This window comes from Massilia sp. NBRC 108631 (assembly GCF_059704565.1).
Genome location: NZ_BAAKJE010000209.1, coordinates 55,630 through 70,540, shown reverse-complemented (window position 1 = coordinate 70,540; position 14,911 = coordinate 55,630). Strand labels below are relative to the sequence as shown.

The 14,911-nt window shown below is 68.8% G+C and carries 11 protein-coding genes; all 11 read right to left on the bottom strand.

Annotated elements, in window-relative coordinates; all coding sequences use genetic code 11:
- A partial coding sequence (locus AC6H42_RS22845; RefSeq protein WP_497549017.1) for an insulinase family protein occupies nucleotides 1-2,340 on the bottom strand: 2,340 nt, incomplete at its 3' end.
- A 45-nt stretch (nucleotides 2,341-2,385) separates the two neighbouring features.
- Nucleotides 2,386-3,360, bottom strand: a complete 975-nt coding sequence (locus tag AC6H42_RS22840) for a thymidylate synthase (RefSeq protein WP_057157122.1) — start codon at nucleotides 3,358-3,360, stop codon at nucleotides 2,386-2,388.
- Between the two features lie 50 nt (nucleotides 3,361-3,410).
- Nucleotides 3,411-5,060: a DEAD/DEAH box helicase gene (locus tag AC6H42_RS22835; RefSeq protein WP_497549016.1), complete on the bottom strand. Its 1,650-nt coding sequence runs from the start codon at nucleotides 5,058-5,060 to the stop codon at nucleotides 3,411-3,413.
- A 14-nt stretch (nucleotides 5,061-5,074) separates the two neighbouring features.
- A complete protein-coding gene (locus AC6H42_RS22830; protein WP_082552040.1) occupies nucleotides 5,075-6,169 on the bottom strand; it encodes a threonine aldolase family protein in 1,095 nt (364 codons plus the stop codon).
- Nucleotides 6,170-6,340: 171 nt separating this feature from the next.
- Nucleotides 6,341-8,206, bottom strand: coding sequence for an ABC transporter transmembrane domain-containing protein (locus AC6H42_RS22825; protein ID WP_057157348.1), 1,866 nt, complete (start codon nucleotides 8,204-8,206; stop codon nucleotides 6,341-6,343).
- 50 nt (nucleotides 8,207-8,256) lie between these two features.
- On the bottom strand, nucleotides 8,257-9,354 hold the full coding sequence (locus tag AC6H42_RS22820) for a lipocalin-like domain-containing protein (protein ID WP_497549015.1): 1,098 nt from the start codon (nucleotides 9,352-9,354) through the stop codon (nucleotides 8,257-8,259).
- Nucleotides 9,354-11,960 (bottom strand): FtsX-like permease family protein, encoded by a 2,607-nt coding sequence (locus AC6H42_RS22815; RefSeq protein ID WP_497549014.1) that lies wholly within the window; start codon nucleotides 11,958-11,960, stop codon nucleotides 9,354-9,356. Before AC6H42_RS22815 ends, AC6H42_RS22820 begins: the two co-directional genes overlap by 1 nt.
- Nucleotides 11,948-12,382 carry a DUF4124 domain-containing protein gene (locus AC6H42_RS22810; RefSeq protein WP_157201069.1) on the bottom strand — a complete coding sequence of 145 codons (435 nt, stop codon included), beginning with the start codon at nucleotides 12,380-12,382 and terminating at the stop codon, nucleotides 11,948-11,950. The genes AC6H42_RS22815 and AC6H42_RS22810 overlap by 13 nt, the downstream gene beginning before the upstream one ends.
- Entirely contained in the window at nucleotides 12,379-13,809 is a 1,431-nt protein-coding gene (locus AC6H42_RS22805; RefSeq protein ID WP_497549013.1) for an FAD-binding oxidoreductase, read from the bottom strand. The genes AC6H42_RS22810 and AC6H42_RS22805 overlap by 4 nt, the downstream gene beginning before the upstream one ends.
- The gene (locus AC6H42_RS22800) at nucleotides 13,806-14,216 is read right to left on the bottom strand and encodes a DUF2069 domain-containing protein (RefSeq protein ID WP_497549018.1); all 411 of its coding nucleotides are present in this window, start codon (nucleotides 14,214-14,216) and stop codon (nucleotides 13,806-13,808) included. Before AC6H42_RS22800 ends, AC6H42_RS22805 begins: the two co-directional genes overlap by 4 nt.
- The gene (wrbA, locus tag AC6H42_RS22795) at nucleotides 14,216-14,839 is read right to left on the bottom strand and encodes an NAD(P)H:quinone oxidoreductase (protein ID WP_057157127.1); all 624 of its coding nucleotides are present in this window, start codon (nucleotides 14,837-14,839) and stop codon (nucleotides 14,216-14,218) included. The genes AC6H42_RS22800 and wrbA overlap by 1 nt, the downstream gene beginning before the upstream one ends.
- Nucleotides 14,840-14,911 lie beyond the last annotated feature (72 nt).

Genomic DNA, 14,911 nt, shown 5'->3' with positions numbered 1-14,911 from the left:
GATGTCGCTGTGGTTGACCTGGCCGGCGGCGAACAAAGCCAGGTTGGCGCGCGCTGCGCTGGCGGCGGCCGCCGCGCTGCCGCGCGCGGCGGCCGCTGCCGATTTCGCAGCCGGCGCCGCGAGCATGCCGGCCAGCGCCTGCGCGTCGTCCCCGGTGCCGGCGCACAGCACCTTGGATGGACAGGAAACCACTTGCAGGTGGATTTCGGCCAGGCGCGCAGCGATGTGCGCCACGCCTTCGGGCGTCGCCGCCAGGCGCCCCAGCTCGCCCAGGAAGGGCAGCATGGCCACGCCGCCGCAGGCGTTCTCGAAGCGGCGCAACGGTGACAGCGGTGCGGTGGCTGCCAGCGACGCATACACGTTGCCCGAGCTGGCCAGGCCGTTGATGCGGTTTTTCACCATGCGGGCGACCAGGAAGGCGATGCGTTCATGCTCGTCGAAGCGCGGGCTGCCGATGTAGGCTTCCAGCACGGCGGCCATATTCGCATGTTCCTCGCGCAGGCCGGTGACGGAGAACTGCAGCGCCAGGTCCAGCGTGTCGTCGGCCTTGACCAGCGCTTCCAGGCCAAGCTTGAAGGCAGGCACCATGCGCTTGCGCCATGCCCCGGCCTGTTCATAGCTGTGGCCGGCCACACCCAAGTCGCGCCGCAGGTCCGCATATAGCTGCAGCCACGGCCATGCCGATTCCGGCAGCGCGCCCACGTCGTATTGCACCACGGCGTAGGAGATGCCGTTGGAGGCAATCGGGAAGAGGTATTTGCCGTCCTGCGCGGCCGGAATGGCGGGCAGGGGGCGCGGATGCGGGCTGACATCGCCCGGCTTGATGCGGGGCAGCAGCGTGGTGTCGGACGGCAGGCGCTGGTGCGCATCCAGCGCCACGCTGTCGGCTTCGATGCGCGCGCGTTCCTCGCCGCTGAGCGCGGCCAGCCTGGCGGCCAGTCCTTCCTCTTCCGCGGCCGCGCGCGCGGTGAAGAAGTCGGCATCGGGCACGATGGCGGCGTCCAGCCGGGCCGGCGAGTCGAGCAGCGCGCGCACCAGGCCCTTGAAGAAGGCCGGGTCGGCAATATCCTGTTCCAGGCTGCGCAGCACGGCCTCGCTGTCGAAGGCGCCCACCACGTCGCCGCCGCGCATGGCCACCGGCAGCGCCTGCAGCATGCGGTTCATCACGTTCGGCATGCGGCCGCTGGAGGTGTCGCGCTGGCTGTACTTGATGTCGCGCAATGCGGCCTGCAGTGCCGATTGCGGCACGCCGGCGTTGGCAGCGTCCTCCAGCGCGGCCCACACGCGGGCGCGGGCATCGGCCAGCTGGTGCTGCGCCAGGCCGTCCATTCCCAGGTGGAACAGCAACTGGCGCGGCCCCGTATCCATGCCGTTCAGGCGCGAAGGGCGGCCGTAGCCGGCCGATTCCATGGCTTTCTTCAGTGGTGCGGAAGCGTCGCCCAGCAGGCCGGCCTGCAGCAGGTTGGCGTGGTGCTGGACGGTGGCGTCCGACGACTCGCCCATCAGCCAGGTGAGCTGGAAACCGAATTCGTCGCCGCGCGCGCTCTGCGAGGGTACGCGGATGGTGGCTTCGCGCGGCGCGGCGGCCGCCGCCAGCTGCGGCATGCGGCGCGGCATGGCGCCCGGCAGCCTGCTCAGCACCCGCTCGGCGACGTGGCGCTGTATTTCGGCGGCGGGAATGTCGCCGGCTGTCATGAACACCGCCTGCGACGGGTGATAGTGGCTGGCGTGGAAGTCCTTCAGCATCTGGTGGCTCAGCTCCGGTATCGCCAGCGGGTCGCCGCCGGAGACGACCTCGTAGGTGGTGTCCTTGAGCAGGGCCGCGCTGATGCCGTTGTACAGCGCCCGCGTGGGATCGGCGAACGCGCCCTTCATTTCGTTGAACACCACGCCCTGGTAGCGCAGCTTGCCGTCTTCCAGGGTGTGGCGCCAGCCTTCCTGCAGGAAGTTCAGGTAGTCCAGGCGCGGGAAGAAGGTGGCGTCCAGGTAGACATCCAGCAGGTTGAAGAAGTCGTTGCGGTCGGTGCTGGCGAAGGGATAGACGGTGCGGTCGGCATACGTCATCGCGTTCATGAAAGTGGCGGTGGAGCGGCGCAGCATGGAGAAGAACGGCGCACGCACCGGATAGCGCTGCGAGCCGCACAGGGCCAGGTGTTCCAGGATGTGGGCGCGGCCGTCGCTGGTGTCGGGCACGGTCGGAAAGCCGACCAGGAAAGCCAGGTCGGCTCCGGCGGTGGCCAGGTGGATATGGCGCGCGCCGGACGACGGCGCCACGTATTCTTCCACGGTGGCTTGCAGGGCGGCGATGCGGTGGCTGCGGACTAGTTCGAACGTGTTCATGAGGCTTTCCTTTGACGGGGTCAGCCTATCGTACACAAAGCCGGGTCAGACCGCCATCGGCGCCGTGATGGGCGCGTGGTGCCGGTAGCCTTCCAGCGTGAAATCGGCGGGCTCGATCTTTTCCAGCCACTCCGGTTCGTACTTGCCGGTCTTGGCGAAATCGGGTACGCGTTCGGCAATCACCAGCCTGGGGGCAGGGAAGGGCGCGCGTGTGAGCTGTTCCTGCACCATGTCCATGTGGTTCTCGTAGATGTGGGCGTCGCCGATGAAATAGGTGAACCAGCGCGGCGTGTAGCCGGTGAGGCGGCCCACCAGCGCGAGCAGGGCGGCGCCTTCGGCCAGGTTGAACGGCGTGCCCAGGCCGATGTCGTTGCTGCGCACGTACAGGCACAGCGAGATTTCCTTCGTTGTGGCGTTCGGGATGAACTGGTACAGCAGGTGGCAGGCCGGCAGCGCCACCTGGTCCAGCACGGACGGGTTCCAGCCGTGGAACAGGATGCGGCGGCTGCCGGGATTGTTGACGATGCTGTCCAGGCACTCGCGCAGCTGGTCGATGGCCTTGTACATCAGCACCTTGCGCACGCCGCCTTCCTCCAGCGGCGCCACCTGGCGGTAGCCGTTCTTTTCGGCGTCGGCGATCTGCGCGGCGGCGGCCGCGTCGAGCAGCTTGTAGCCCGGCCATTCGCGCCACTGCACGCCGTACACGGGACCGAGGTCGTCGGTGCCGGTGCGGTAGGGATTGTCCAGCCACTGCTGGTTCTCGTTGGCGTTCTGGTCCCACACCTTGCAGCCCAGCGCGCGGAAGTCGGCCGCGCTGCGCGAGGCGCGCAGGAATGCGCACAGCTCACCCACCACGGATTTGAACGCGAGCTTCTTGGTCGTCACGGCGGGGAAACCGTCCTTCAGCAAGTCGAAGCGCATCATGGCGCCGGGCACGCTGAGCGTGCGGATGCCGGTGCGGTTGTCCTGCCAGCTGCCGGTTTCGAGGACGGTACGGATCAGATCAAGGTATTGCTGCATGCGGTTCTCCAACGTAAAGCGTGTTTTTCAGAGCGGGATTCTACAAGGCCTTAGCGTTTCACGCTGCCACGGCCGGTCTTCCGGCTCGGCGCGATGGCTTGTGCGCGGCCTTCGGCGCGGGCTGCGGACTTGGCGCCGCGTCCGCCGGCGACGATGATTTTGCCCTGGCCCTGGCTTGCATTGCGGCCACCGCCGGCCGCCTCGGCCATGGCGCGCAGGGTGGCGGCGTTGCTGCCACGGCTGCCTGGCGCGGGTACTTTGGCGGCCGGGGCGCCCGGCTTGCCGCTGCCCGCCGCACCGCCTTTGCCGGCGCCGCCGCCGCTGGCTGCGCCGGTTGGCCGGCCTGCCGCCGCAGCGCCAGCCTTGCCGCGAGCCGGACCGCCGGCGCTGCTTGCTGCCGGGCCGCCGGCCTTGCCCCGCGCCGCGCCGCCGGCAGTCCGGGCGCCGCCCGCCGCTTGCTGCGCCAGCGCCGCCTTGCCGCCGGCAGGGCCGGTGAACGGGCGTTTCTTCTTGCCGGCCACAGCCTGCTTGGCGGCTGGTTTCGGCGTGCCGGTTTCCGGCACGCGGTGGTCCGCCTCGAAACCGGGTTCCTCTTCGCGGCGCAGCACCTGTTTGGTGAGCTTTTCGATGGCCGCCAGCAGGTCCACCTCGTCCGCGCACACCAGCGAGATCGCCACGCCGTCCGCTCCCGCGCGTCCGGTGCGGCCGATGCGGTGCACATAGTCTTCCGCCACGGTGGGCAGGTCGAAGTTCACCACCAGCGGCAACGCTTCGATGTCCAGGCCACGCGCGGCCACGTCGGTAGCCACCAGCACCTGCACTTCGCTGGCCTTGAAGCGCGCCAGCGCGCGCAGGCGGGCCGGCTGCGGCTTGTCGCCATGGATGGAGTCGGCGCGGATGCCATGCTCGACCAGCGTTTTCACCAGCACGTCCACGCCTTTGCGGGTCTTGACGAACACCAGGACCTGGCCCCAGCGCTGCTTCTTGAACAGGTGCAGGAACAGTTCCGGCTTGTGCGCCTTGTCGGTGGTGATAATCCACTGCTTGACCGACTTGGCGGCGATATTGCGCGCGCTGGCCTGGATCGACAGCGGGTCGTTCAGCAGGATCTCGGCAAGGCTGCGCACGTCGTCCGAGTAGGTGGCCGAGAACATCAGCGTCTGGTGCTCGTCCGGCAGCGCGAGCAGGATGGCTTCCAGGTCGTCCGCGAAGCCCAGGTCCAGCATGCGGTCCGCTTCATCGAGCACCAGCGACTCCAGCTGCTCGAACTGCAGCACGCCCTGGCGGAACAGGTCCAGCAGGCGGCCGGGGGTGGCCACCATCACGTCCAGGCCCTTGTTCAGCTTGGCGATCTGCGGTTCGATCGGCACACCGCCGTACGCCACGTGGCAGCGCATCGGCACGTTGCGGCCGTAGCTGCGGAAGCTTTCGTACACCTGCTCGGCCAGCTCGCGGGTGGGCACCAGCACCAAGCAGCGCACGTGGTTCGGCGCGGCGCGTTCGCCTTGGCTCAGGCGCTGCAGCAGCGGAATGGCGAAGCCGGCGGTCTTGCCGGTGCCGGTTTGCGCGGCGGCCATCAAGTCGCGGCCGGCCAGCACGGCGGGAATGGCTTGCTTCTGGACCGGGGTGGGCGTGGTGTAGCCTACCGTGTCCAGCATGCGCAGCAGGGGATCGATAAGGCCGAGGGATGCGAAAGTCATGGGAATCTTTATTGTTATTGGGCGGGAGCGGCCAGTTCGGCGCTCCACAGGGTAAGGATGGCGTGCAGGCGCTGGTCGCTGATGGCGAGCAGGTTGTCGCCCACATACCATTCGGTGGCGCTGTGGCCCGGCAGCTGCGCCTGGCTGACGCGGTTGAACAGCCAGACGCCGTGTTTTTCCGCGAAGGCGTTGCGGATGGCGACGGCGCGCTCGCGGTCGACCGGCATATGCAGATGCAGCAGGTTGGCTTGCGGGCGCGCCGGATTCGGCGCCAGCAGCGGATGGCTGCGCAGCGTTTCGAACAGCGCTATGGTGCGTTTGAAGTACTGCGGCATGGCGGCCAGGCGCGCGTCGAACTGCATGGCGGCGGCCACCACGTAGGGCGTGCGGTGGATCACGTTGCCGCCCTGGCGGCGGAACCATTCCTGCGCCTTGGCCACAAAGCCGATGTTGCCCAGCAGCATGGCGCCGCCCAGGCCGCCGATGCCCTTGTAGAGCGAGACATAGACCGTGTCGAAGCCGGCGCAGATTTCGTGCAATGGCTTGCCATAGGCTGCGGCGGTTTCCCACAGGCGCGCGCCGTCCATGTGCAGGTGGATGCGGCGCGTGCGGCAGTAGTCCTTGATGGCTTGCAACTCGTCCCAGCCGGGGCACTGGCCGCCGATTTCGCGTGCCGGCAGTTCCAGCGACACCGCGCCGAGGTGGTCGGGCAGGGCCTGCAGGTCTTCCAGCGTCCACGGACGGTGCGGATCGCCGATCTGCAAGGCCTGGAAATGGCCCAGCAGCTGGTGGTTGCCGCGTTCGTGCCTGAAGATGTGGGCGGTGGGGTGCAGCGCCGCCAGCGGGCTGCCGCGCTCCATGCAGGCCAGGCGCAGCGCCGTCACCTGCGTCATGGTGCCCGTGATGCAGAAGGCGGCCGCCTCGAAGCCCAGCAGGTCCGCCACCTTGCGCTCGAACGACTGGATCAGCGGACCTTCGCCGTACACGTCGTGCGTCACGTCGTTGGCGGCGCACCAGGCGGCCATGGCCGCGAACGTCTCGGCCGGCGCGGGCTGGCGATGGCCGGGCAATACGGTGTGGCACATCTGGCGCAGTTCGGCGTCGGTCACGGGCGGTCTCCTGAAAGAACGTGATTTTACAGGACTGGCGCGGGCGGCAATGGTTGTGGCGCGAATCGCGGGCCGCATTGCCGCCTCAGGCGTGACATGCGGCCCGGCACGGCCGGTCGCCGCATGCGGATACGGTTCAGTAATATGCAGGGCGCGTTTAAACCGCCGTTGCTAGTGCACCACGTGCACGTTGTGGAACTGCAGCGCGGCCAGGTTGGCGTAGATGCCGCCCAGCGCCACCAGCGAGGCGTGCGTGCCGGTTTCGACAATCTTGCCGTCTTCCATGACGATGATGCGGTCGGCGCGCTGCACGGTTGCCAGGCGGTGCGCGATGATGACCGTGGTGCGGCCTTGCATGGCCGCTTCCAGCGCGCCTTGCACCAGGCGTTCGGATTCGGCGTCCAGCGCGCTGGTCGCTTCATCCAGCAGCAGCAGCGGCGGATTTTTCAGCAGCGCGCGGGCGATGGCGATGCGCTGGCGCTGGCCGCCGGACAGGCGCACGCCGCGCTCGCCCAGGAAGGACTGGTAGCCGTTCGGCAGCCGCTCGATGAATTCGTGCGCCGCCGCCAGCTTGGCGGCCTGGATCACTTCCGCGTCGGTGGCGCCGGCGCGGCCGTAGCGGATGTTTTCCATCGCGTCGGTGGAGAAGATCACCGTGTCCTGCGGCACGATGCCGATGGCGTCGCGCAGGGTGTGCAGGTCGAGCTGGCGGATGTCCACGCCATCGAGCTTGATGGCGCCTGCCTGCGGGTCGTAGAAGCGCAGGAACAGCTGGAACAGCGTGGTCTTGCCGGCGCCGGACGGGCCCACCACGGCCACCGTTTCGCCGGGCTTGATGTCCAGCGACAGGTGCGCCAGCGCCGCCGTTTCGGGGCGCGACGGGTAGTTGAAGGTCACATCGGCCAGCGTCAGCGCGGCGCCGTTGGCGGCGCGCGGCGGCAGCGCCAGCGGATGCGCGGGCGACTGGATTTCGGACTTGACCGACATCAGTTCCAGCAGGCGCTCGGTGGCGCCGGCCGCGCGCTGGGCTTCGCCCATCACTTCGGACAGCGCGCCGATGGCGCCGGCCACGATGGAGGCGTACAGGATGAACTGGCCCAGGTCGCCGCCGGTCATGGAGCCCTCCAGCACGGCGTGCGCACCGAGCCACAGCACGAACACGATGGTGCCGAACACCAGCACGATGGCCAGCGCGGTGAGCATGGCGCGCGCGCGGATGCGCTTCATGGCGGTGACGAAAGCGCCTTCGACCGACGCGCCGAAACGGTCGGTCTCGATTTTTTCATGCGTGAAGGCCTGCACGGTGGGCATGGCGTTCAGGATCTCGCCGGCCACGGCGGAGGCGTCGGCGATGCGGTCCTGCGAGTCGCGCGAGAGCTTGCGCACCCGGCGGCCGAACATCACGATGGGCAGCACGGTGAGGATCAGCAGGCCGATGATGATGGACGACAGTTTGACGCTGGTGACGAACAGCATGGCCAGGCCGCCGATGAACAGCAGCACATTGCGCAGCGCCATGGAGATGCTGGTGCCCACCACGGCCTGGATCAGCGTGGTGTCGGTGGTGATGCGCGACAGCACTTCGCCGGTCTGCGTGGTTTCGAAGAATTCCGGGCTTTGCGTGACCACGTGGCGGTACACCGCGCTGCGGATGTCGGCCGTGACGCGCTCGCCGAGCCAGGACACGGTGTAGAAGCGCGCCGCCGTGGCCAGCGCCAGCACAGTGGCCACGCCGAACAGGGCCAGGAACACCAGGTTCACGTGCTCGATGCTGCGTACCCCGGCCGAGGCGCCAAAGCCCAGGTCTATCATTTGCTTGAAGGCGGCCGGGATGGCCAGCGTGGCGCCGGCTGCCACCACCAGGGCCACGCCGGCCATGGCGAACTGCTTGCGGTAGGGGCGCAGAAAGGGCATCAGGCCCTTGAAGGCTGCCAGGCTGCCCTTCTTGAGTTCGCGGGATTCGCTGTGGGGGGCCGGTGTTGCGGCGTTGCTGCTGCCTGCCCCTGGGTTGACGTTGCTCTTGATACTGTCGGTCATCGTGTTGCCGTTGTTGTTGCGTTGTTCTGCGTTGTTATGGGTAAGCGAATTCATAGTTTCATGGGACTGGCATAGCCGGTCAGTTCCAGGTAGCCGCGCCCGGCGCGTGCGCCATCGCGGCTGACCGTCACCGCACCTTCCCAGTACACCGCGCCCGTGCTGCGGCGCGAATCGAGCTCCTGGTCTTCCTGCAGGGGCGCAATCCGCCACAGCGTGTTGCCTGTGGCGAGCTGGGTGGCGACGGGATACTCGGCATTGGTGCGGGGCGAACGCCACCGCCGTTGCGGGGTAAAACTGACCTGGTCCGGCGCGTAATGCGTGATCTTACCGGATGCATCGCGCCATGTCGCGTGCGCCCATAGTTTAGCACCTGTTTTGCCGCGGATCTGGAAAGCCATCAGCGCGCCGCCGTCGTCGAGGTTGGCGCTGACCCAGTCCCAGCCCGCCGCGTCGTCGCCCAGCACCTGCTGCGACCATTCGTGATCCAGCCAGGTGGCGCCGGTGACGGCCTGCGGCTTGCCGCCGCTGCGGGCAATGGTGCCGCTGGTTTTCAGGTGCGGTTCGCTGTAGTAGTAGCTGGCCTGCTGGGGGGCCGGGCCCTTGCGCGAGTAGCCGCGTTCACCCTGCAGCAGCACCGGCTGGGTGGGCGCCAGGGTCAGGTTGAGGGTGAAGCTGGCGGCCGCCAGGGTGACCTGGTAGCTGCCGTCCGGGCGGCGCGCCATGCGCCAGTCGTCCAGTTTCACGTCGGTGTCGCCGGACTTGGCGTAGGCCAGGCCGAAGCCTGCGCGGGCGCTGCGCTGGTCGTGCAGCAGCTTGCCCAGCGCCGGATCGGACAGCGCGGCATGCCCGATGATGAGCTGCTGCGGTGCGAATTTGCTGGGGTTGGCGCTGTCGATGCCCGTGGCGCGGCGGAAGAAAGTGACCTGGTAGCCGAGATCTTTGCCCTCGGGCGTCTTGAGCCAGCCGGTGGCGTACCACCACTCGGTCTTGTAGTCCGGGTGGGCCCCATAGTCCTGGGGGAAGGCCAATGTGGCGCCGGCGGGAAGGGGCGTGACGGCCGGGAAGGGGCGCGGGGCCGCCAGCGCCGCCGCCAGCAGCGCCATGGCGCAAAGCAGGGCGGCCAGCAGGCGCAGGAGGGGCGGCAACATCACCAATCCTCCCGCACCGCGCGGATCGGCGCGCCGGACAAGGCCTGGCGGCCGGCCAGCAGCGCCGTCAGCGCGGCGGCGGCCAGCAGCGCGGAGGCCACGCTGGCCAGCAGCGGCCACGGGAAGTGCATCTGCATGGTCCAGTGGAAGGACTGCGGATTGATGACGAATACCAGCACCAGGCTGATGATCCAGCCCAGCACCGCGCCGGTGGCGATGCCCAGTCCCGTCAGCGCGCCGCCCTCCAGCGCCAGGATGGCCAGGATCTGGCGCCGCGTTACGCCGATGTGGCGCAGCATGCCGAATTCCTTCGAACGCGCCAGGGTCTGGGCCGAGAAAGTGGCGGCCACGCCGAACAGGCCGATAATAATCGCTATAGCCTCCAGCAGATAAGTAACGGCGAAGCTGCGGTCGAAGATCGTCAGGCTCATGGCGCGCAACTCGGACAGCGCGCTCAGTTCCAGCCCGGCCCCGAACGGCAGCGCCTTCAGCGCCGCCTTGACCTTTTTCATGTTGTCGTCCCCATCGCCGCCTTTGGCCAGCCAGATGGCCGTGCTGTTGATGTCCATGTCGCCCGTGATGGCGCGGTAGTCGGCCAGCCGCATCTGCACCGAGCCGGAGGCGCGGGCGTAGTCGCGCCAGACGCCGGCCACGAAAAATTCATGCTGCCGGCCTTGCAGCGGCAGTTTCAGGATGCTGCCTGCGGCCACCCCGTACAGGTCGGCCATCGGCTCGGACACCCACACCGGCCGCCGCCCCTCGGGCACCGGCAGCGTGGGGCCGGTCATGGCCAGCAGCTTGTCGGCGTTGGCCGGCTCGATATTGCGCGCCATGAGCAGCACCGGCGGGCGCTCGGGCGCCAGGCTCACGCCGCGCGCACGCAGGAAATCGACCTTGGCCACGCCGGGCAGGGCGCGCACCTGCTCCTGCTCGCGCGGATTCAGGCCCGCCGTGGCGCCGCCGCTGGCGGTGCTGGCGTACAAGTCGGCCGGCAGGATTTGCAGCAGCCAGTCGTCGAGCGAGACGCGGAAGCTGGACACCATGATGGCCATGGCCACCATCAGGCTGAAGCTGGACAGCACGCCGCCCAGCGCGATGCCGGCCTGGCCGGAGGCGTTGGCCAGCCGCGCCAGCGCCAGGGCCAGCACCGGCGAACTGTCCGGCCGGTCCGCCGCAGCCGCGCTCCAGCGCGCGTGCAGGAGGCGGAATACCGTGGACGCCAGGCGCGGCATCAGCGCGATGGCGCCCACCAGCATCAGCGCAATTGAGAGGTAGCCGAAAATGGGCAGCTCCCACAGCGGCGGCATTTGCGACATGGCCGCCGCCACCGCCAGGCATGCCAGTCCAGGCCAGGCAAGCGCAAGGCGCGCCATGGCGGTCTCCTCGCTGCCCGACTTGAGCGCCACCGCCGGGGTGGCGCGCGCTGCCTCCATGGCGGGCGCCGCACAGCCCAGCATGGCCACGCCCGCACCCAGCGCGAAATACGCCAGCGCCGCCACCGGCGTGAACTGAACCTGCGGCTGCACGCCGGCGAAGTAGCCCGCGCCCAGGTCGCCGCCGAACAGGCGCAGGGCGGCGGCCGCCAGGCCATAGCCGGCCGCGATGCCGAGCAGCGAACCGGCCACGCCCAGCGCGCCGCCTTCCAGCAGGATCTGGCGTAGCAGGCGGCCGCGCTCCATGCCCAGCACGCGCAGCAGCGCGAACTGGCTGCGGCGCCGCATCACCGACAGGGCCTGGGTGGAAAAGACCAGGAAGGCGCCGGTAAACAGCGCCACCAGCGCGAGCACGCTCAGGTTGACGCGGTAGGCCCGGCTCATATTGTTGTTGCGGCTATTCTGGTCTTCGTCGTTCGGGCTGCCGACATGGAAGCGGCCCGGATGTTCCCGCTCCAGGTCGCGCGCCAGCTGCGCCTTGAACGCTTCGCGGTCCACGCCGCCGCGCAGCTTGAGGTCCACGCGCGACAGCTGGCCGACCCGGTTCAGGCGCCATTGGAGCGCGCCGATGTCCATCACGCCCAGGCGCTGCCCGGCGCGCACGCGCTGCAGCGGCCCGGCCACGCGCAAGGTCACCGCTTGCGTGCCCGATTGCAGCGCCAGCACGCCGCCCTGCGGCTTGAGCCAGGCCTGCGCGGCCGGGGACAGGAAGATGGCGTCGTCGGCCAGGGTATCGGCCAGGTGCTCCGGGTCCGGCGTGCCGAGCAAGTCGGGCGTGACGTAGCCGGCGCGGAACGGATCCAGGCCGATGATTTGCAGGGCCGAGCGCTGGCCCGGCAGCGAGGCTTGCACGTCCAGGACGGGCGAGGCGACCGCCACCCCGGGGCGCTCGGCCAGGCGCGGATAGACTTGCTCGTCGAAGGTGGCCTCGGCGCCGGTGACCTGCACGTCGGCTTGCCCGGACAAGCTCTTGATGGCGGAGGAAAACTCGTTGAACGCGGCCGCATTGATCAGGTGGATGGCGAAGCCGAGCGAGACACCGATGGCAATCGCGGCGATCGCCGTGATGGCGCGCACCGGATGCGCGCGCCATTCGCCCAGCAGCAGCCAGCGCGACAGCTTGCGCAGCGAGGCCGGCAGTGCGGCGGGCGGCGCAGCGCTCAACTGGCGCACGACAGCTTGAGTTTATCGGCGGCGCGCTGGGCCTTGATGCGGGCGCGCTCCTCGTGCTGCGGCTGGGCGCGGCGCAGGTCCTCGTCGGCCCACTTCCTGTCGAGCCGGAGCTTGTCGCATTTCTGGTGGCGCGCTGCGGCGGCGCGGCTGGCCGCGGCGTCTTCGCGCTCGTCGGCGGCATCGCGCTTGCGGCGCTCTTTTTCCAGCGCGTCGGCCTGCTTTTTCGCGCTTTTCAGCTCGGCCGCGGCCGACTTGCTGGGCGCGGGCGCGTCCGGCACCGCGATCACCGTGCCGCCTGCGCAAGGTTGCCCGGTGTAGGTGATCTTGCCGTCCTGCGTGCATTTGTGGACCGCCTGCGCGCCCGCATGGGGCGCTGCGGCGGCGCATAGCATGAGCAGGGTGGCGAGGGCGCGTGATTTCATAGGATCTTCCCGGGGTTCATTATGCCCTGCGGGTCCAATGCCGATTTGATCGCGCGCATCAAGTTCAGCTCCAGCGGCGACTTGTAGCGCGCCAGTTCATCCCGCTTCAGCGCGCCGATGCCGTGTTCAGCCGAAATCGAACCGCCGAAGCCTGCCACGCTGTCATGCACCACGCGGTTCACGGCATCCTGGTTGGCCAGGAAAGCTTCATTGGGAATGCCGTCCGGCGGCGCGACGTTGAAATGCAGGTTGCCGTCGCCGAGGTGGCCGAAGCACACCAGCTGGCAACCCGGGAAGGCCTGCTGCAGCAGCGGCGCCGTGCGGCCGATGAAGTCCGGGATGCTGGACACGGGCAGCGAGATGTCGTGCTTGATGTTCTTGCCGGCCTTGGCCTGCGCCAGCGGAATGTGCTCGCGCAGCTGCCACAGCCCGCGCGACTGGGCCACGGACGTGGCCACCACGGCGTCCTCGATGGTGCCGTTCTCCAGGGCCGCGTCGATGGCGCGCTCGAGCAGGCCCACCGCGTGCTCTGCCGATTCGCTGCTCGACAGTTCCAGCAGCACGTACTGGGCGTGCTGGCCGCTGAAGGGGCGCGGCAGCTGCGGGAACTGCGTTGCCACCAGCTGCAGGCAGAACGACGACATCAGTTCGAAACCGGTCAGGCTGGCGCCGCAGTAGTCCTGCATCAGCGCCAGCAGGCGCAGCGCGGCAGCGGGGGAGTCCAGCGCGGCCAGCGCGGTGATGCAGGCCTTCGGCTGCGGATAAAGTTTCAGCACGGCGCCGGTGATGATGCCCAGCGTGCCTTCGGCGCCGATGTACAGGTCGCGCAGGTCGTAGCCGGTGTTGTCCTTGCGCAGGCCGCGCAGGCCGTTCCAGATTTCGCCCTGCGGCGTCACCACTTCCAGGCCCAGGCACAGCTCGCGCGCGTTGCCGTAGCGGAGCACGGCGGTGCCGCCGGCGTTGCTCGACAGGTTGCCGCCTATGGTGCAGCTGCCCTCGGCCGCCAGCGACAGCGGGAACAGGCAGTCGTGCGCCGCCGCCGCGTCCTGCACTTGCTGCAGGATGCAGCCGGCGTCCACCGTCATGGTACGGTTCAGCGCGTCGGTTTCGCGGATGATGTTCAGGCGGGCCAGCGACAGCAGCACCGCCTCGCCGCTGCGGTCCGGTACGCCGCCCAGCACCAGGCCGGTGTTGCCGCCCTGCGGCACCACGGGGATGCCCCAGCGCGCGCAGGCGCGCACCACCTCGGCCACCTGCTGCACGCTGCCGGGCCGCAGCACAGCCAGGGCCATGCCGGTGTGGCGGCCGCGCCAGTCGGTGAGGAAGGGCGCCATGTCGGCCGCGCCGGCCAGCACGTGGCCGTCGCCCAGCAGTGTGCGGCAATGCGCCAGGAAGGCGTTCCGCATGGCGGTGGAGGGCGGGCTCATTTGGCTGAGTTCACCCTGTTGACCTTGTCCAGCAGGTCCTTGGTCAGTTGTTTGGCGGCCTTTTTGTAGGGCCGCACATACATGATGGCGCAGATGAAATAGACGGTCACGATCAGCGCTTCGCCCCAGCCCAGCCAGGCCGACAGGGAACCGGTATCGCTCCAGCCACGCACCACGCCTTCGGTGAAGTACAGCAGGATCACCATCGAGGTCCATTGCAGCGTGTAGACGTCGCGCTTGATGATGCCGGCCAGCGGGAACAGCAGCGGCGCCGCTTTCAGCGCCATCCACGAGCCGCCCGGCTTGAGCGGCGCCAGCCACATTTCCCAGGCGATGCACCACAGGATAAGCAGCACCATGCTGGCGATGGCGCCCCGGTGGAAGAATTTTTGCGACTTGGTTTCCATCATGCTCCCCGCAGCGTGCCGGCGCGCAGTGTGCTTGCAACCTCCGCCAGGCGGCGGCCCTGCGCCGTGGCCAGGCGCCTTTCATCTTCGGTCAATGGCTTGTTGCCGTCAAGGCCGGACCAATGGCTGGCGCCGTAGGGCGTGCCGCCGCTGGCGGTGGTCATCAGCTCGGCGTTGGTGTAGGGCAGGCCCATCACCATCATGCCGTGGTGCAGCAGCGGGATCATCATGGTCAGCAGCGTGGACTCCTGGCCGCCGTGCAGGCTGCCGGTGGAGGTAAACACGCAGGCCGGCTTGCCGGCCAGCGTGCCGGACAGCCACTCGGCCGAGGTGCCGTCCCAGAAGTACTTCATGGCGGCGGCCATATTGCCGAAGCGGGTCGGCGAACCCAGGGCCAGCGCCGCACAGTCGCGCAGGTCGTCCAGCTCCACGTAGGGTGCGCCCTCGGACGGCACGGCGGGCGCGCTGGCCTCGGCCACGGTGGACACCGCCGGCACGGTCCGCAGCCGCGCCTCGCAGCCCGGCACCGAATCGATGCCCTGCGCGATGAGCTCAGCCAGTTTGCGGGTTGCGCCGTGGCGCGAATAGTATAAGACGAGAATTATCAGATCTGGTGTGGTCATCTTGGTATTATAGGGCGCTTTGGAGTCCGGCAGGCATGCCGCGCTCCCGCAACAACAGTGCTTTAGCAGTGC